19 protein-coding genes are annotated in these 17909 nt (G+C 42.3%); 7 read left to right on the top strand and 12 right to left on the bottom strand.

Annotation, left to right across the window (positions count from 1 at the left end; translation table 11 throughout):
• The first annotated feature begins 123 nt into the window (after positions 1 to 123).
• Both H6G05_RS17560 and H6G05_RS17555 read left to right on the top strand, forming a co-directional pair.
• Positions 124 to 738, top strand: coding sequence for a LexA family protein (locus tag H6G05_RS17560; RefSeq protein WP_242025606.1), 615 nt, complete (start codon positions 124 to 126; stop codon positions 736 to 738).
• Positions 677 to 1969, top strand: a complete 1293-nt coding sequence (locus H6G05_RS17555; RefSeq protein WP_190579832.1) for a Y-family DNA polymerase — start codon at positions 677 to 679, stop codon at positions 1967 to 1969. The genes H6G05_RS17560 and H6G05_RS17555 overlap by 62 nt, the downstream gene beginning before the upstream one ends.
• Before the next feature lie 61 nt (positions 1970 to 2030).
• Here the strand turns inward: H6G05_RS17555 and H6G05_RS17550 are convergent, their stop codons facing one another.
• The gene (locus H6G05_RS17550; RefSeq protein ID WP_190579830.1) at positions 2031 to 3005 is read right to left on the bottom strand and encodes an alpha-ketoacid dehydrogenase subunit beta; all 975 of its coding nucleotides are present in this window, start codon (positions 3003 to 3005) and stop codon (positions 2031 to 2033) included.
• 130 nt (positions 3006 to 3135) lie between these two features.
• On the opposite strand from H6G05_RS17550, the gene H6G05_RS17545 reads away from it, so the two are divergent.
• The gene (locus H6G05_RS17545) at positions 3136 to 4044 is read left to right on the top strand and encodes a S66 peptidase family protein (RefSeq protein WP_190579828.1); all 909 of its coding nucleotides are present in this window, start codon (positions 3136 to 3138) and stop codon (positions 4042 to 4044) included.
• Positions 4045 to 4175: 131 nt separating this feature from the next.
• Here the strand turns inward: H6G05_RS17545 and surE are convergent, their stop codons facing one another.
• The 3 genes from surE to hisH form a co-directional block, all read right to left on the bottom strand.
• Positions 4176 to 4961: a 5'/3'-nucleotidase SurE gene (surE, locus tag H6G05_RS17540; RefSeq protein ID WP_190579826.1), complete on the bottom strand. Its 786-nt coding sequence runs from the start codon at positions 4959 to 4961 to the stop codon at positions 4176 to 4178.
• Positions 4962 to 5321: 360 nt separating this feature from the next.
• A complete protein-coding gene (locus tag H6G05_RS17535) occupies positions 5322 to 5837 on the bottom strand; it encodes a DUF2808 domain-containing protein (RefSeq protein WP_190579824.1) in 516 nt (171 codons plus the stop codon).
• A gap of 38 nt (positions 5838 to 5875) precedes the next feature.
• Positions 5876 to 6499 carry an imidazole glycerol phosphate synthase subunit HisH gene (gene hisH / locus H6G05_RS17530; protein WP_190579822.1) on the bottom strand — a complete coding sequence of 208 codons (624 nt, stop codon included), beginning with the start codon at positions 6497 to 6499 and terminating at the stop codon, positions 5876 to 5878.
• Between the two features lie 109 nt (positions 6500 to 6608).
• Between hisH and H6G05_RS17525 the strand changes: the two genes are divergently transcribed.
• Positions 6609 to 7055: a hypothetical protein gene (locus H6G05_RS17525; protein ID WP_190579821.1), complete on the top strand. Its 447-nt coding sequence runs from the start codon at positions 6609 to 6611 to the stop codon at positions 7053 to 7055.
• Between the two features lie 175 nt (positions 7056 to 7230).
• On the opposite strand, the gene H6G05_RS17520 is transcribed toward H6G05_RS17525, so the two are convergent.
• Positions 7231 to 7911, bottom strand: a complete 681-nt coding sequence (locus H6G05_RS17520) for a hypothetical protein (protein WP_190579819.1) — start codon at positions 7909 to 7911, stop codon at positions 7231 to 7233.
• 398 nt (positions 7912 to 8309) lie between these two features.
• On the opposite strand from H6G05_RS17520, the gene gltD reads away from it, so the two are divergent.
• On the top strand, positions 8310 to 9794 hold the full coding sequence (gene gltD / locus H6G05_RS17515) for a glutamate synthase small subunit (protein ID WP_190579817.1): 1485 nt from the start codon (positions 8310 to 8312) through the stop codon (positions 9792 to 9794).
• A gap of 57 nt (positions 9795 to 9851) precedes the next feature.
• Positions 9852 to 10073, top strand: a complete 222-nt coding sequence (locus H6G05_RS17510; RefSeq protein ID WP_190579815.1) for a hypothetical protein — start codon at positions 9852 to 9854, stop codon at positions 10071 to 10073.
• Positions 10074 to 10159: 86 nt separating this feature from the next.
• Here H6G05_RS17510 and H6G05_RS17505 read toward each other — a convergent pair whose 3' ends face one another.
• Positions 10160 to 11278 (bottom strand): fatty acid desaturase family protein, encoded by a 1119-nt coding sequence (locus tag H6G05_RS17505; protein WP_190579813.1) that lies wholly within the window; start codon positions 11276 to 11278, stop codon positions 10160 to 10162.
• Positions 11279 to 11533: 255 nt separating this feature from the next.
• Here H6G05_RS17505 and H6G05_RS17500 point away from each other — a divergent pair, with 255 nt between their 5' ends.
• Complete coding sequence (locus tag H6G05_RS17500) at positions 11534 to 12952, top strand: GGDEF domain-containing protein (protein ID WP_190579811.1); 1419 nt, start codon at positions 11534 to 11536, stop codon at positions 12950 to 12952.
• Between the two features lie 356 nt (positions 12953 to 13308).
• Here H6G05_RS17500 and H6G05_RS17495 read toward each other — a convergent pair whose 3' ends face one another.
• From H6G05_RS17495 to H6G05_RS17470, 6 genes are all read right to left on the bottom strand, one after another.
• Positions 13309 to 14670, bottom strand: coding sequence for a (Fe-S)-binding protein (locus H6G05_RS17495; RefSeq protein WP_190579809.1), 1362 nt, complete (start codon positions 14668 to 14670; stop codon positions 13309 to 13311).
• Positions 14671 to 14902: 232 nt separating this feature from the next.
• Positions 14903 to 16225, bottom strand: coding sequence for a PrsW family glutamic-type intramembrane protease (locus tag H6G05_RS17490; RefSeq protein WP_190579807.1), 1323 nt, complete (start codon positions 16223 to 16225; stop codon positions 14903 to 14905).
• Positions 16226 to 16274: 49 nt separating this feature from the next.
• Positions 16275 to 16979 carry a dethiobiotin synthase gene (gene bioD, locus H6G05_RS17485; RefSeq protein ID WP_190579806.1) on the bottom strand — a complete coding sequence of 235 codons (705 nt, stop codon included), beginning with the start codon at positions 16977 to 16979 and terminating at the stop codon, positions 16275 to 16277.
• Positions 16980 to 17083: 104 nt separating this feature from the next.
• Complete coding sequence (locus H6G05_RS17480) at positions 17084 to 17308, bottom strand: type II toxin-antitoxin system HicB family antitoxin (protein ID WP_190579804.1); 225 nt, start codon at positions 17306 to 17308, stop codon at positions 17084 to 17086.
• A gap of 6 nt (positions 17309 to 17314) precedes the next feature.
• Positions 17315 to 17515: a hypothetical protein gene (locus H6G05_RS17475; RefSeq protein WP_190579801.1), complete on the bottom strand. Its 201-nt coding sequence runs from the start codon at positions 17513 to 17515 to the stop codon at positions 17315 to 17317.
• Positions 17509 to 17769 carry a hypothetical protein gene (locus H6G05_RS17470; protein WP_190579799.1) on the bottom strand — a complete coding sequence of 87 codons (261 nt, stop codon included), beginning with the start codon at positions 17767 to 17769 and terminating at the stop codon, positions 17509 to 17511. Before H6G05_RS17470 ends, H6G05_RS17475 begins: the two co-directional genes overlap by 7 nt.
• Positions 17770 to 17909: the final 140 nt, after the last annotated feature.

Genomic DNA, 17909 nt, shown 5'->3' with positions numbered 1-17909 from the left:
AGAGGAGTTGCGGCGCAAAGCGCCGCAACTCCTCTTCTGGGTTTGTGTCCTAATTTGATCTTGCTATACATAAGCGATCGTGTTAAAGTTTTGAATATCGTACTTTAATCAAAAAGCAAGCCTATGGAAAGTGACGAGCCGCATCAAAGTAAATTTAGGCAACTAAAAAGCAGTAGACATGATCCATCTGCTTTCAATATTCAGTTGCTAACTAATAAGAACGTCGTAAATATTGGATCATGGACAAAAGAACAGGTTAGTGGGCTTGCCGAAAGTGTTAGAGATATTCATCTTCCTGATATGAGTACTAAACTAGAATTGCCATTACAGAATTGTTCTGTTCCTGCGGGATTCCCTTCTCCTGCGGAAGACTATGTGGAACATAAACTCGATCTCAATAGTTATTTAGTAACTCATCCTGCGGCGACTTTCTTTGTGAGAGCTTCAGGGAATTCCATGACAGGAGCAAATATCCATGATGGCGATTTGTTGATCGTCGATCGCTCGATTGAAGCTACTCACAATGATATTGTCATCGCTGTAGTGCTAGGAGAAATCACCGTCAAACGCCTGCATTACTTAAGAGGAGAAATTGCCCTAGTCCCTGAAAACGAAAGCTATCAAACCATTTTCATTAACGAACATTCCGACCTACATATTTGGGGAGTTGTCACCAATGCCATCCACTGTGTTAGACCAAAAAGTCGAAAAAAGATTCGCCCTAGTCGATTGCAATAACTTTTACGTTTCCTGCGAACGTTTATTTAATCCCGTACTCATTGGTAAACCCGTAGTAGTTCTCTCCAATAATGATGGCTGCGTAGTGGCGCGATCGCAGGAAGTTAAGGATCTTGGCATTAAAATGGGTGTGCCTGTATTCCGAATTTATGAACTGATTAGGCGCTACAACATTCAAGTTTATTCCTCAAATTACAGTCTCTACGGCGATCTGTCAGGCAGAGTCATGTCCACACTGGCATATTTTGCCCCTGATGTGGAAATCTACTCAATTGATGAAGCATTTATCGATTTGTCGGGATTCCGATATCGTGACTTAACGACCTATGGCAGTGAAATCCGTCAAAAAGTGCTGCAATGGGTAGGAATTCCCGTGTCCGTAGGAATTGCCCCGACCAAAACCTTGGCAAAGCTAGCTAATCTCATAGCGAAGCAATCTAGTTCAGGAGTTTTTGATCTCAGTGTCTATCCATCTATAGATGAGATTCTATCTCAAGTGGATGTTGGCGATCTTTGGGGTATTGGCTCCAAATATGCGAATTGGTTGAAAGAAAGAAGAATAACTACAGCTTTAGATTTGAAGGAAGCCCATGAAGGCTTGATTCGGAGCAAGATGGGTATTGTCGGCGTGAAACTACAAAGAGAATTAAGGGGAGAATCTTGTCTGTCAATGGAATTGATAGACAATCCTAAAAAAGGAACCTGCGTCTCGCGCTCTTTTCCGCAGTCGATCAATAAACTGTCTGAACTAAAGGAAGCGATCGCCTCTTTTACGCATCGAGCCGCTGAAAAACTGCGACGGCAGCAACAAGCTGCTAGTGTGATCACCATTTTTGCGAGAACTAGTCCTTTTCGCGATAATTTCTACTCTAATAGCGCTACCGCAGAATTAGATTTATCAACCAACTACACGCTGGAACTATCCCGTGTTGCGTCACAGTTAACGGAAAGTGTTTATCGTCAAGGACAAAATTTTAAAAAAGCTGGTGTGATTATGACAGGGCTTGTGTCTGAGAAACAAATTCAAGGAAATCTTTTTGATGTTAGTAATGATGAGCAAAAGCAGCGATCGCGCAATCTGATGAGCGTGATGGATACGATCAATGAAATATATGGCAGAGATACTTTGCGATTTGCGACTACTGGAGTAATTCAAGTTTGGAAATCTAAATCTGAACAGCGATCGCCAAAATACACAACCTGTTGGCAAGATTTACTTGAAGTCTCCTAAAAGAAAGGAGGCGTGTAGCGCCTCCTTTCTTTTGTTTAGTCAGAGCGCAAAGCGCTATGAATTAAGCTAATAATTTTTCAACTGCGGCAATCACATCTTCAGGTTGAGGGATCGTCAGATTTTCCAAGCCACCGTTATAGGGAGTTGGTACATCAAGCGCCGCAAGACGTACGATCGGAGCATCAAGCTCATCAAAATAGCTGTCATTGATCGAAGCAATAATCTCTGAACCAATACTGGCACAGCGCATTCCTTCTTCAACAATCACAATCCGATGGGTTTTACGCAACGAAGTAACTATGGTTTCCATGTCCAAAGGCTTCAGGGAAATCAAGTCAATCACTTCAGGATCGTAGCCTTTGTCAACTAAGGTCTCGACCGCTTTGAGAACGTGATAGCGCATTCTTGAGTAGGTGAGAATGGTAACATCGCTACCTTCACGCACGATTTCGGCTTTGTCGAGAGGCAACAAATATTCTTCGTCAGGAATATCTTCCTTGAGGTTGTATAGCAACACATGCTCAAAGAAGAGGATCGGATTATCATTGCGAATCGCCGATTTCAGCAAACCTTTAGCATTGTAAGGCGTAGAACAAGCCACCATTTTAATGCCGGGAACAGCTTGGAAATAGGTTTCGAGACGCTGTGAATGTTCTGCACCGAGGTTGCGTCCCACACCACCAGGTCCACGAATGACGATGGGGATTTTGAAATTACCGCCAGAGGTATAGCGCAACATCCCTGCATTATTGGAGATTTGGTTAAAGGCGAGTAGCAAAAAGCCCATGTTCATGCCTTCGATGATCGGGCGCAAACCTGTCATCGCTGAGCCGATCGCCATACCTGTGAAGCTGTTTTCAGCGATCGGGGTGTCCAACAGGCGCAAGTCACCATATTTTTTGTAAAGGTCTTTGGTTACTTTGTAGGAGCCGCCATAATGCCCCACGTCTTCGCCTAAAACATAAACGGCTGGATCGCGCTCCATTTCCTCATCGATCGCTGCTCTGAGGGCGTTGAAAAAAGTAACCTCTGCCATATAAATCTGTGATTGTGTCTATGATTATGTAAATAAGTCTTAAGCGATTATATCTTTTGGGGTGCGCCAATATACACAACCTTGCTTGGGGATATTGACGCTATAGAATGCTCAAAAATAGCTAGTTATTATGCATCCAACTAAATTTCCTTCGATTATTACCCCCTCTCAAAAAGTTCGTATCATTGCTCCTAGTGGTGCATTGCGCGAATGGGAGCGCTTTGAGCAGGGGCTAAAAGTCTGGCGTGATCGCGGTTATGAACTGGTGATACCTGAGCATCTCAGTCAGCCTTGGGGCTATCTGGCAGGAACCGATGAGGAACGGTGTCAGCAATTAATTGATGCATGGAATGATCCTGACTCTGTGGCGATCGCCTGTGCGCGGGGTGGTTATGGCTCGATGCGCCTACTCGAAAAAATCGATTGGCAAGAACTGAGCGATCGCCCTAAATGGTTAATCGGGTTTTCTGATATTACGGCGCTACTCTGGGGCTTTGCTAAACATAAGGGGATTGGTGGCTTACATGCACCAGTAATCACGACATTAGCTAAGGAACCTGAGCGATCGCAACAGCAGTTATTTGATTGGCTCGAAGGAAAAATTAATGCGATTTCCTTGTCAGGTGATGGATGGAATAATGGTCAAGCTACAGGTGTTCTTTTACCCGCCAACTTAACTCTCGCAACTCATATTATTGGTACAAATATTTGTCCAGATTTAGAAAATGTCATTTTAGCCATTGAGGACGTATCTGAAGCACCTTATCGAGTCGATCGCATGTTAACCCATTGGCGTTGTTCGGGGCATCTTCAAAAGTTAAAAGGTATAGCGATCGGTCGATTTAGCCAAGCAGAAGTTAATACTCCCAGTTTTACAATGGAAGAAGTATGGCGCGATCGCCTGACGGATTTAGGAATTCCGATTGTGATGAACTTACCCTTCGGACATGATGGCGAAAATGCCCCTCTACCCGTTGGTTGTATGGCTGAGCTTGATGCTAATCAAGGAACTCTAACCTATTCGCACCCAAATACATAAAAGCGGCGCTTCGCGCCACTTTTACAGCTATTGCGGCTCAAACGAACCACAAGAAAAAAAATGAAAGCGTTGCTTCTCAACGCTTTCATTTTTTTTCTTGGTTTGGGTTTGAGCGCAAAGCGCTGTATGTATTACGAACCTGTCAGAGTAGCTAGCTTTTCTATCCATGTATTCATAAAAGGAATTGCCGCAGCAAGAGTTAAGTCATACTTGAGAGGTGTAATCGTCACGTAATTATCTCTAATCGCTTGAATATCTGTATCAGCTTCTGCTTCTTCTTCGACCACTACACCTGATAGCCAGTAGTAAGTTTTGCCACGCGGATCAATACGTTTTTCAAATAAATCCTTATAGCGACGAATTCCTAAACGAGTAACAACAGCACCGCAAATATCTGACTCTGGAATGGCAGGGATATTTACATTTAGAAGAATTGCTTCTTCTAGTGGATAAGTTGAGATCATGTTGACCATTTTTTTAGCGAAATTTGCCGCTGCGCTAAAATCTAAATGGGCGAAGCTAGTCAAACTAAAAGCAATACTTGGCACACCTTCTAGTACTCCTTCCATTGCGGCTGATACTGTACCAGAGTATAAAACATCAGTTCCTAAATTTGCGCCGCGATTAATGCCTGATAATACGAGATCGGGGCGATCGCTTAATAATGCATCGAGTGCTAATTTCACTGTGTCCGAAGGCGTACCAGAGCAAGCCCAAGCTTCAATATTGGATGGATAAACTCCTTCGATTTGATCAACCCGTAAAGGTTCTTGCAAAGTTAGGGCATGTCCTGTAGCCGATCTCTCTCGATCTGGACATACCACCGTAATCCGATGCTCAGTATCACTTAGAGCCTCAGCTAGCGCTCTTACCCCCGCCGCATAAATACCATCATCATTACTAATTAAAATGTTCATACTTGAAGTTGCACAAGGTCTGAAAAACTATATCAATAAAACCAGAAAATAGAGGAGGGCGCTAAGCACCCTCCTCTATTTTCTTTGGGTTATTAGTAAACTTTTATAGTTTTATACCAAAGCACAAAATGGCTAAATCATTTTGTGCTTTGGTATAAAACCAGCAATTCTAATTATAAAAATCGGTTTTTTGAAAGCCCACCGACGGTGGGCTTTCAAAAAACCGATTTTGGTGTTTCCAGCGCCGAAGGCGCTGGAAACACCAAAATCGGTTTCATAATGAGAATTGCTGGTATAAAACCCTTACTGGGTTTGGTTTTCAATTTACAAAATTGTTGTCACACTTTCGTGAATTTGGTATTAGTCAAGGGTAATTACCCATGAGCCAATATAAACTGGGACGGGAATATCGGCACGCATAACCCTGCCATCAAACTGATAGAAACCACTGTAGTCAGGATTTCGGACATTAGATAGCACGGCTCGTAAGGCTGTTTTGGAAGGAATTGCTTCTTTAGGAATGATTGTGATACGGCGAGTTTCTTTATCCCAAGTTGCTGATTCAATTTCTAAATCTTTGCCCCCACGGCATTGATCCGTTACGCGCAGTTTGATATCTGACGTATCAAAGCTACCAGTAAAGTGATCAGGATAGGTAATGATTACTTCGGAAACTTTAAATTTTTGTGGTTTTACTTCTAGATAGTATCGATCATTACGACCACTGCTGCCACTGTCGAGGCAATAGTCAAGTGCGCTATCCTTGATTCCGCCAAATAAAATGAATCCTGCATTGGATTGGGCGCGAACTACAGATGGCGAAACCACAGCACAAGCTACAGCCAGACAAGAAACAATACCCAGTTTTTTGATCATTTGGATCTTCATAAATCTCTCAAGATTCTACTATTATGCTACGCACTGATCATTCTGACGAAATTTGATAGCAAATGTATCCCATCAGTGGATGATTTTTCGGGATGAAATTGTACAGCCATGAGATTATCTTTGGCGATCGCCACAGTCACAGTCTGACTACCGTGGGTTGTCGTCGCTGCTGTTACTGAGTCATCTACAGGTGCAGTGTAGTAGGAATGCACAAAATACATCCAAGGACTAGCGCCCAAATCTTGCCAAAGCGGACAATTAGTTTGTTTTAGTTCTAGCTGGTTCCAGCCCATATGCGGGATTGTCAAGTTTGGCTCATTGCTAAATCTCTTAACCTGTCCCTTGATGAGACCCAATCCCGATTCTTGCCCCTCTTCACTGCTCTCAAATAAAATTTGCATCCCTAAGCAAATTCCTAAAAATGGTTTGCCCGACGCGATCGCTTCATGGATGGGCTGATCTAGCTTCGTCGCCCGCAATTTTTGCATTGCGGGATCAAATGAACCAACACCTGGTAAAACAATCCCATCGGCGGCGGCTAGCTTGTGCGGATCATTGGTCACTATGGGGGTGGCTCCTGCCATCTCTAGCCCTTTACAGGCTGAGTGTAAGTTGCCCATATCGTAGTCAATCACTGCCACAACTGGCATGATGTTACTCCTGCTTGATAGTCTTGCAACTGGGAACTTTAAGCTCCTTTGCGCTTTCTAAAGCGATTATAATGGCTCAAGTCCTGAAAAATACGTTATGAGGTTTAGGATGACTGACAAATTAGTTGTTAATCATATTTTATTAGCGCTAAGTATTGGCGCGATCGCACCATTGGTGATAGTAAGTGAGACCTCAGCAGAGGAGGTGATCACTATCCCTCAAGCACCAGTCGAGCCAAGTCTGTGGTGGAAAACTCAACGCTTGCAAGAAGGTTGGGTAGAAAATATTGAGATCGATGCGGAAGCTAAACAAGCGATCGTCACGATTAATACAACTAGATGGATAGCCTCTGATTATTTGCAGCGTTTTAGTTTTCTATTTAAGCTCGGCACTGAAGCCCAAAAGCAAAATTTTAATGTCATGCTGCATAATCGCCGCGATCAAAAGATAGCCGAGTACAGCACCATAGAAGAACGCTGGCGCATCGACCCAAAATCCCTAGGTGCTGAGCCGTTTCGGGTCAATGCCCCAGTCCTTTTTCAACAGCAATTTTAAAGTACAGCGCTTTGCGCTTTCTCAAAAACCAGAGAAATTATGAAAAAGCTTGCTTAGCAAGCTTTTTCATAATTTCTCTGTATTACATTACATAACCCCTAAATTGCGAAGCCCAAATAAAGAATCAGTGGCGCGGCGTTGCCGCGCCACTGATTCTTTATTTGGGCTTCGCAATTTAGCTAGTTACTTTCTGCGATCGCTTAACCATATATTTAGTCAGATCTACAAAAGTGTCACGACGTAAATAAGGATAATCTCCCACCCAGAGATTGTATTGAGGAATGTAAGCATCAGAAGTGATCCGACTAACCCGACCAAAGCGGCGATCGTTAGAAAATAACAACATGTATACCGTTTGCTCAGGTCGAATCCGCTTCAGTTCGCGCTTCATCGGTAAGCGTAAAGTCGTTACAAACTCCGTCTCATCACCCAGCTCAATATTTAAAAAACTTTCCGCATCATAACTAACATCCATGCGTCCCCGTGAGTTTACCTTTTCAGCACGAGCCAGCACTTCCTGCGAGACATACACATCCAACACTTCCGCCTGCCAAAAGCCACAATAGGCAAAGCGACGCAACTTGGCATTACGAATGCTAGCCAGTCCCACTGGCTCTAACATCCAATACAATCCGCCCAAGGCTGCACAAACAAACATGACTAGAGCCGCGAAACTACTGGGATTGTTTTCATGAACTCGGTTATAGAGGATTGTGAATACAATTACACTGGCGATCGAAATGGCAACGCGACGAAATACACTCTGACCATCGCCCCAATAGTATTGATACTGCTCTGAGGTAGGTACAGCAGGAATAAGCTCATCAAAATTTTTGCGTTTGAGTGGTGTAATCATAGAAACAATAATATAACCAAAATACAATCAACGAAAATCTTGTATAGCTATAGCCACCTATATCAGGACAATTCAAAACCCAAATAGTGTGAGGCGGCGCGAAGCGCCGCCTCACACTATTTGGGTTTTGTGACACTGTTTCTCAAATCAGAGTCAATCTCCAAAGACTTTTTCCTTATTATTCAGATGGCAACGTTAACTAATATTAAGGAAACCCGTAAAATATGCTTAGAACAAGTTAAGCAGTTTAAAAATACTTTATGGGCTATTGATCAAATAGCAAATAGCTTACTTATCAAAACCAATTTTAGGATTTCCGCGCCTACGGCGCGGAAATCCTAAAATTGGTTTCATAATTTCAGAAATGCTGACTCATCAAAACATAGAAACGAAAAGCAATGGGAAAACCGACAGGATTTATTGAGTACCTTCGCGAAGCACCGACGGAAATAGCACCAAGCGATCGCATCAAAAATTGGGATGAATTTCATGTCCATATGCCCGATGAAAATCTCCGCACACAGGGCGCTCGATGTATGGACTGTGGTACACCATTTTGTCATACAGGCAACCTGATCAGTGGCATGGCTAGCGGCTGCCCAGTCAATAACCTGATTCCCGAATGGAATGACTTGGTATATCGGGGACTGTGGCGCGAAGCCCTAGATCGTCTACACAAAACCAACAATTTCCCAGAATTTACAGGTCGTGTCTGCCCAGCTCCCTGTGAAGGTTCCTGTGTCTTAGGGATTACGAACCCACCTGTGACTATTAAGAATATTGAGTACTCAATCATCGATAAGGGTTGGGAAGAAGGTTGGATCGTCCCCGAACCTCCTGCAAAACGCACTGGAAAAAAAGTTGCCGTAATTGGTTCAGGTCCCGCAGGATTGAGTGCAGCAGCGCAGCTAAACAAAGCAGGGCATTGGGTAACTGTTTATGAACGCGCCGATCGCCCAGGTGGATTGTTAATGTATGGCATTCCCAACATGAAGTTGGACAAGCAAAAAGTGGTATTGCGCCGCTTAGGTATCCTTGAGCAAGAAGGGGTGAAGTTTGTTTGCAATACCGAAATTGGCAAGGATCTCCCTGCGGAAGATTTGCTTAAAGAATTTGATGCGGTTGTACTTTGTACGGGTGCAACTAAACCCCGTGATTTAAGTATCGAAGGACGCGAACTCAAAGGCATTCATTTTGCCATGGAATTCCTCACGGCAAATACTAAGGCAGTTCTCAATGGTAAGTCAGGGGATGACTTTATCTCTGCACAGGGTAAAGATGTGGTGATTATCGGTGGTGGCGATACAGGTACGGACTGTGTTGGTACATCAATTCGTCATGGTTGCAATAGTGTTGTCCAGTTAGAAATCATGCCTAAGCCTCCAGCCACCCGTGCTAAGGATAATCCATGGCCCGAATGGCCGAAAGTCTACAAGATGGACTACGGACAAGAAGAAGCAAGTGCAAAGTTTGGTGACGATCCTAGAGCTTATATCACGACTGCAACTAAGATCGAGGGAGATGAAAACGGTCAGGTCAAAGCGGTTCACACTGTGCAAGTGCAATGGGAACGCAATGATAAGGGTCAGTTCATTCCCAAGCAAGTAGCTGGTACTGAAAAGGTAATCCCTGCTCAGATTGTGTTGCTGGCAATGGGTTTCCTAGGACCAGAACAACCTTTACTGGATTCCCTAGGAGTGGAACGCGATCCTCGTAGTAATGTCAAAGCAAATCACGGTCAATTTACTACTAGTCTACCTAGCGTTTTTGCCGCAGGAGACTGTCGCCGTGGACAAAGTCTAATCGTCTGGGCGATTAACGAAGGTCGTGGTGCTGCCCGTGAATGCGATCGCTATCTTATGGGTAATACAGATTTACCCTAAATCAATCTATAACAAGGGGCTTAAGCCCCTTGCCTGTCATAAAGTAAGGAATGAACTATGGAAAGTAATGTGTTGGTTTCTCCTGAGACTGTCTATGAAAACCTCAACCAACTCGATCTAGTGGATCTCACCACTAGTGCCGAATATCGAGAAATGGCGCAGGAAGTTCTTGCTGATACTCATGTAAATCGTGATGTGCGAGAAGCGATCGCCGATCGTCTCAATCAAGCAAATCAACAACTAATTAATACGACTGTCAGTAAAACCGATAGCTATTAATAACTCCAAATATTTGAAGAGAGTGCGCCCCTTCGGGGCGCACTCTCTTCAAATTGACATAAAAAAGAGCGCTAGGCGCTCTTTTTTTATATGCTTCCCATGCGGCGCAACCAATGGAAGTGAGATAGACAACCCGCCCAGAAAGAAGTGTGATAGTTATATCTCACGCCAAACTCTAGACAGGTTTGCTCGACTACTTTGGAAATCTCAGGATAATTAACATGGCAAATATTCGGGAATAAATGATGCTCGACTTGGAAATTTAAGCCACCAATTAGCCATGTCACAAAGGGATTATTACGAGAGAAATTCACCGTTGTTTCAATTTGATGGATCGCCCAATCATTCTCAATAACGTTCACTTCTTGCACAGGCAGTGGGAAATTTGCTTCTTCAACTACATGGGCTAGTTGAAATACTACACTCAGTACGATGCCCAAAGTTACAGCGACTAACGTATAACCAGCTAAAACCTGCCATACAGAGTGAAATAGTAAGGGAATAGCAAAGGCAAGTGTGAAGAAAATGAGCTTGCCACCAAAGAAAATCGCAAGATTGCCCTTGGTAGGACGAGGATAGGTGCGATCGCCAATTTTGCCAGTGATCAGGCAATAAAAATCGTCATAAAAATGCCACTTGATCGCTAACAAACCGTACAGTAGCCAAAGATAATAATGTTGCCAACGATGAAATAGAAGTCTGGGATGGGAAGGAGAAAGCCTCCCAAAGATTCCTACTTCTAGATCCATATCGTAGCCAGCAATATTGGTATAGGTATGATGCAGGACATCATGTTTCCAATGCCAAATATAGGAACTTCCACCGATTAAATCTAAACTCATAGACATGAGCTTATTTACCCACGCAATATTTGAATAAGCATGGTGTGCGCCATCGTGCTGAATACTAAAACCGATTCCTGCGGTGATGACCCCAAGGGCTATACAAAGGGGGACTACTTGCCACCATGTCTGGGCAAAGAAAACTAGGGCAGTATATAACCCGATTAAGCTAAACAGCAAAATCACTGTTTTCATGTACATCTGTGAACAATCACGTTCTCTAAGCTCACTATTTTGAAAAAGTTGATCCACTCGTCTTCTCAGTTCAGTCTGAAATCCACTATTCTTGGCAAATTTTAGTTTCTTAGCTGGTTCTTGCTCGGAACTAATCACAAACTGTTGAGATCCGTTTCGCTCTTGCATCTTTTAACATTTCTAATCAATATCGTATTTATAATTTTTCACTTATACTAATTGCCTAAAGTGGTATAAAACTTTAGAAAATCAAAATTAAAACTCAAATCTGGGTTTTATTCGGCAAAAAATTGTTTTTTCTACAGTAAAAAAGCTTTTGGTAAGCGATCGCACTATCTTTCTGATGTTACATGATTCATCTGGATATTCCCTAAACGATTTGCAAAAAGCAATGAGAACCCAATTCAACCTTCGTCACTAAAGATGCATAAATACACTTTTTTAAGATTTTGCATTAACCTTGGTGCATTTTTATTACTCGCCCTAGGTTTGACAGTGATATGGGGATGGTATATCGGTTCTGAAAGGTTGATTCAGATCCATCCTAAATTTGTGCCGATGCAGTTTAATACGGCTCTAGGATTTGGGCTTATAGGTCTAGCGCTCTTGGGTGTAATCAATAATCGCAAAAAATTTGTCAAATATATTGGGATTGGACTAGTTTTATTAGGCGGATTAACTCTAGTTCAACATATTTTTGGGATAAATCTGTCGATCGACGAATTATTGATGAAGCATTACATTACGATCGGCACTTCGCAACCCGGCCGCATGGCTCCAAATACAGCTTTAAACTTTTTGCTAAGTGGTCTTGCCATCCTCATAATGTCAACAAAAAAACTTAATTTGAACCAACTTTTAGTTGGAAGTTTTTTGGGGACGGTGATTATGGGACTTGGAAGTGTTGCCTTTTTAGGATATTTATCTAATGTCGAAGCAGCCTACGGTTGGGGCAATTTAACGAAGATGGCGATCCATACTTCGATAGGCTTTATCGTAGTGGGGATGATGTTGGTTTTAGAAGCAAGATATTTGAGTTGGCAGATTCAGCAAAAAATCCCCTCAGTTGTGTTGCCCCTTATCTTAAGTGTTTTAGGTTTTACGATTACTATTTGTCTCTGGCAAGCGCTTTATTCAACTGAGCTATATATTACAAATCAATATGGTTTCAAAACAAAAAACTTTGTTGCTGAGGGAATTTTAATTTTTGGGGGACTATTTTCCATTGTCATTGCGATCGCGGTATGGTTTGCAATCCGATCACGCGAACAGTTGGAGGCTCTAAGGTTGGCTCAAGCAGAAATCTTGATTCTCAATCAACAATTAAAAAAGATGTCTTACCTTGATGGATTGACGGAAATCCCTAATCGCCGTTCTTTCGATACGGTCATCGAAAAGGAGTTAGCACGAGCCTGTCGATATCAACATTCCATTGCTATGATTTTGTTGGATATTGACTATTTCAAAGCTTACAACGATTACTATGGGCATCAAATGGGTGATCATTGTCTTCAGCAAGTTGCCCATACAATCAGTAATATGGCTCAACGTAAAACTGATGTGGCGGCTCGTTATGGTGGCGAAGAATTTGCTTTGTTGTTGCCTGATGCTACCTTGATTGACGCTGAAAAAATTGCGGCAATGACACTTCAAGCGATCGCAGATTTAAAGATTCCCCATGAGAAATCCAAGGTGAGTAATGTCGTTACTGTCAGTGCTGGGCTTAGTGTTTGTATTCCTTCCCTAGATACAACAATTGAAGAATTAATTCTTCATGCCGATCAAGCTTTATATGAAGCAAAAGCCCAAGGTAGATCTTGCATTGTTGCTACAAAATTTTAGTCATATTTGCATCGCTTTGCGCTCAAATTTGAACCAAATATTTTTGTGAAAGTTTTGCTTTGCAAAACTTTCACAAAAATATTTGGTTCGTTTAATCAGTAATTGCTATAGCAATTACCGAGTAGTCCTGCAATCAACTCTGGGATAAAAGCTCAAACCCTTTGAAACGGATTATATAGCTGTCGCCATTCTTGTTAGGACATAAAACCCAGATAGTGTGAGGCGGCGCTTCGCGCCGCCTCACACTATCTGGGTTTTGATTTGTCCTGATACAGGTGGCTATAGCTATATGAAAGTATCTTTAGTCCACTTCAGTGGACTTGAGCTTTTAGCCAAGAACTTGAGTTCTTGGCTCCTTATAGCTTCTTACCTTGGATAGAATAATCCAATAGTTCCATTGGATGCATAAGGAGAACATTCTTATTTTGCAATTTCAAATGCTTCCGAATTTGGGTAATACAGCCCACATTTGCCGAAGCTATTAATTGAGCGCCCGTATCCGTGAGATTAGTTACCTTCATCTCTCCCAATTCATGCCCAACTTCTGGTTGCAAAATGTTGTAGATTCCTGCACTACCACAGCATAGCGAAGCATCAACCGATTCCCTTAATTGGACATTGGGTATTTGACGCAACAAACGACGTGGCTCGAGGCTGATTTTTTGTCCATGCAGCATATGGCAAGCATCTTGATAGGCGATCGCTAAAGGTTCATCCTGCAAAGGAGAAAGCTTGGCAGTTAGCCCTACATGATCGAGAAACTCTTGGACATCCTTTACTTTTGTAGAGAATAGCTTTGCTTTCTCAGCATAGTGAGGATCATCTTTCAAAATATAACCATATTCTTTCAATGTATGTCCACAGCCTGAAGCATTGACTAGCACTGCATCAAGATTTAAGTCAGCAAAAGCATCGATGGTCTGCTTTGCAAGTTCTAGAGTTTGGGCTTCCTGTCCTTGGTGATGGGATAATGCTCCACAGCAACCTTGCAATTTAGGAACTACAACTTCACATCCATTGGCTGTTAGTACGCGCACTGTCGCATTATTTACCTCAGGCAAAAATACACGCTGCACACAGCCCAAAAGCATTCCCACACGGTAACGCTTTGCTCCTTGAGCAGCAATTACTTCGGGTAAATTATCCTGAAAAGCTTGGGGAGTCAATTCGGGTAGCACCGATTCCATAGCAGCTAGTTGCTTGGGCAAAAACTTTTCTAGCCAACCCTGCGATCGCAATAGTTTTTGCAACCCTAATTTCTGATAAGCCAATAAAGGCGCAAGCAACACTCGGAGGCGATTGGGATAGGGAAAAGTCGAAAAGATAAATTGCCGTAATAATTTCTCAGGTAGCGATCGCGGATGATTGCGCTCAACTTGAGCGCGAGTTGCTTCGATCAGTTGGTCATACTGTACGCCTGATGGACAGGTGGTGACACAGGCAAGACATCCTAAACAAGAATCAAAATGCTGGGTGATCGCAGGTGATAAAGGAATATCGCCTTCATTAATTCCATCCATTAAATAGATGCGACCGCGTGGCGAATCTGTTTCTTTACCGATGATGCGATAACTAGGGCAGGTAGACAGGCAAAAGCCACAATGTACACAAGCATCAATTAGTTGTGGATTTGGTGGATTTTTAGCGTCAAAACTAGGAATTATTTCCTGGTTGTTGGTAGATATATTCTCAAAGCTAGCTTTGTCAGAAACCTGCATATTTTAAAAGTGATTACGGCTACTAAGATTCTATAGCCAGACTAGTCATTATCCGTACCACCAAGATAAAAACTCAAAGACCAAATCACCAGATCTGCCTAAAATCGCCGCCACTCAATCTCAGAATCTGCGATCGCCATAAATAAAACCCATCAAAAAGCGAGCGCCTAAAATAGACCTAAAATAGACTTGTTGGGAAATAAAAGCAAGTCTATTAACCATTCGTTAAATCTTATACCTTTGATGAAAAGCTATGGGCTTTGAGAATTGCAGCAACGAGAAACGCATAGGAAAGACCGCCAACGATTGCCAATAGCCAAAAACTTACTAAAGCACTCGTATTCCAAAGGGCATGAAGTAAAGCCGAACTAAGATATCCAATTGTGAGAATTTGCCAACGGAGAGAAGGTTTCATAATACTCAACCCAATGAAATAGCCGAAATAACCGCTATAAGCCATATGCCCAGCTACTGAGCCAAGCACGCGAGGAATCAATAATTGCAAACCTGTCAGTTCCGCAATCTCAGGACTACCAGCTTGATTAGCTACACTCTGCACAATGCTAGGTACATATAAGCCCAAGGTTTCCGTCAGTGTAAAACCCACAGCCGAAGCCGCACCTATCAAGATTCCATCTAAAGGTTCGCTAATACCTACACGCGATCGCCATTTCTTCCCTAGTCGTAATCCCATAAACCAGAGCGCAAACACGGGCAAAGCCTTGAGCAACTCCTCCATTAATCCCGCCCCAAAAAACATCGCAATCAAAACACTGATAAAGCTAACCTGCCCCGTTGGTGCAGTCCCTGGTAAAACCTTATAAAAGAACCAGAAAAAAATATTTAAAATGGGACTTCTGAGAATCAATGCTGTAGATATTGCTGCGCCTAAAATTACCCACCAAGGTTTATTTTTGCCACAAAGTTGATAGACAAAATAATATGCTGCGAGACTGATATATACAGAAATTGTGAGATTAAATAATTGTGGTTGTCCCAAAAAAGCAAACATCATCACCACAAATCCCACGGTCGCAATCCCTGGCAAGAGATAAGCTTTTTTCCACAAATCATTTCCTGTGGAGAAAATTGGTAAGAGCTTCGTGAGAGTAATGCTGGTAATCTGCGATCGCGGACGCTTTCTAAGATCTGTGTTTAAAGTTGTCTCAGTACTAGGATCTAGCTCAAATACGAACTGGGGACCACCTTTAGTTAGCTGAATGCGATCGCCATGCTTGAGTGGATAACAGCTATACAAACGGTGATCATTAACAAATGTGCCATTAGCACTATCAAGATCACATATTTCCCATCCCTTAAACTTCTGTCTAACATCTTGACGATTGTTCTGCTCCACAAAAATGGGACGAATTTCCGCATGACGACGCGACACCGAGCCATAGATGTTGATATCGATCGCCACTTCACAACTAGGATCGCGCCCCAATGTAATCGGGTGATCGCCTAAAGTCGCCACAATTTCACTGCGATCGGGTTTGTGGAGATCGGCAGAAATTTGCTTGAGAAAAGCTATAGCAGTAAGGCGATCATACATAGCTTCATTTATATCACTAGTAATGTGCCTTACTATGCGATCGCCTTTACTAAATCAGAATTCTTTCTATGTCTAACTCTGAAGCCGCAAGCGCCAATTGTGCAATATCGCTCAAATCCTTGATATAAGGCAGAATTCCCAAAATGGGAACTGAGGCAAGTCGCGAAATCATCTGTGGCGGAGCAAGTTCTTCAATCTCTTCCGTAGAATAAACTTGAGAACAACTCAGCACAATTCCTCTGAGCTTCACCTTTTGCATATTCGCCAAAGCTACATTGGCGATCGCCTGAGAGATCGCACCTAAACGCACAGGCACAACCAAAATAGTGTCTAAAGCCCAATCTCTAGCCAAATCCGCCACAATATATTCATCGGTAATTGGTGAGCCTAAACCTCCCATAGCCTCAACTAATAGACATTCCTTCTGTTGTTGCAATTTTTGGAACTGTTGCCAAATTAGCCCTAAATCAATTGCTTTACCTTCTTTATAAGCGGCGATCGCAGGAGCGATCGGCGTTTCAAAATACAAAGGCGTAATTTCGGCAAGGGTTTGCGAAAGCGCAAAAGTCTGGTTATAGAACTCGCGATCGCCTTCTCCTGATTGCAAAGGCTTATAAATACCGAGAGATTTACTAGGTTCGGTTAGAGATACATTGCGATCGCGATAGGTCAACCAATAAGCCGCCAAAGCCGCCGTTAAAACAGTCTTCCCAATACCCGTATCACTACCAACAATCAATAGAGGTTTTATCATTTAGTTAATATTCAGTAAAGTCTGGCTAAGTTCTATTTGTAATATTTATCAAGCTTAAATCTTAGTTTAGGCGATCGCCTTCACATGAGCAATTTCTCACTTAATCATTCTGAGATTTTGCTATAGTAATATGGTTTATACTTCGGTAATGGTTCATTCTTTTCGATCGCAAGCTCTATTAGAATTTCGATCAGTTCCTTAGCATTTTGTAGTGCTTCTGAATAGGTTTTGCCATGAGTGCAAGGTTGGTTGATGTTGGTAAAGTCTGGCAAGAAAACAACAAAGCATTTATCTTCATCAGACCATTGAAGTGTAATTGTGTATTTCATAGGTTCTTAAATTAACGGTACGCAATTAACTCCTAGCCCACTCATTTGACGAATATGCTCATCAAAAGAAACAATAAAGACCGTTGAGATGATTACCCATCTTGTTTTAGGATTGGCGAAAAAGTAATCGTGTATTGCTTTATGGTGTTTTTCTGAGCCGACAAAAAAGGCTATAAGTGCTGATGTATCAAGAATAACTTCTAACATGAGAGATTCCCATACAAAATATCGTCAATCTGTTCGGCATAGTTTGTTTCAATAGTGGAAACATCGACGATATTCGTTTCTTTTGGCTGTGAAATTTGCAGTTTACCGCATAGTTGCCAAGTTTGTGTTTGTAGTAAAGTTGATTCACTATTAAGATATTGCTGAACTGCTTTCGCAACAATTTCTTGCAGGGAGAAGCCTGTTTGTTTGATTTTTGGTAGAAATTCATCGGGAATATCAACTGTAATTTGCATTGCTTAATTACCTGTATTTATTGATTACATTCTAGTTTATGCGATCGCCCTGAAATGAGTAATTTTGCGAACTCAAATTCCTAAGGAATACCCCTCTGCACAAAAAATTTGCTGCTCTTACTTGAATTTTCATAAAATAA

This window comes from Phormidium tenue FACHB-1050 (assembly GCF_014696925.1).
Classification (GTDB): Bacteria; Cyanobacteriota; Cyanobacteriia; order Pseudanabaenales; family Pseudanabaenaceae; genus Pseudanabaena.
Note: the sequence above shows the minus strand (reverse complement) of the source record. Positions and strands in the feature narration are given on the sequence as shown.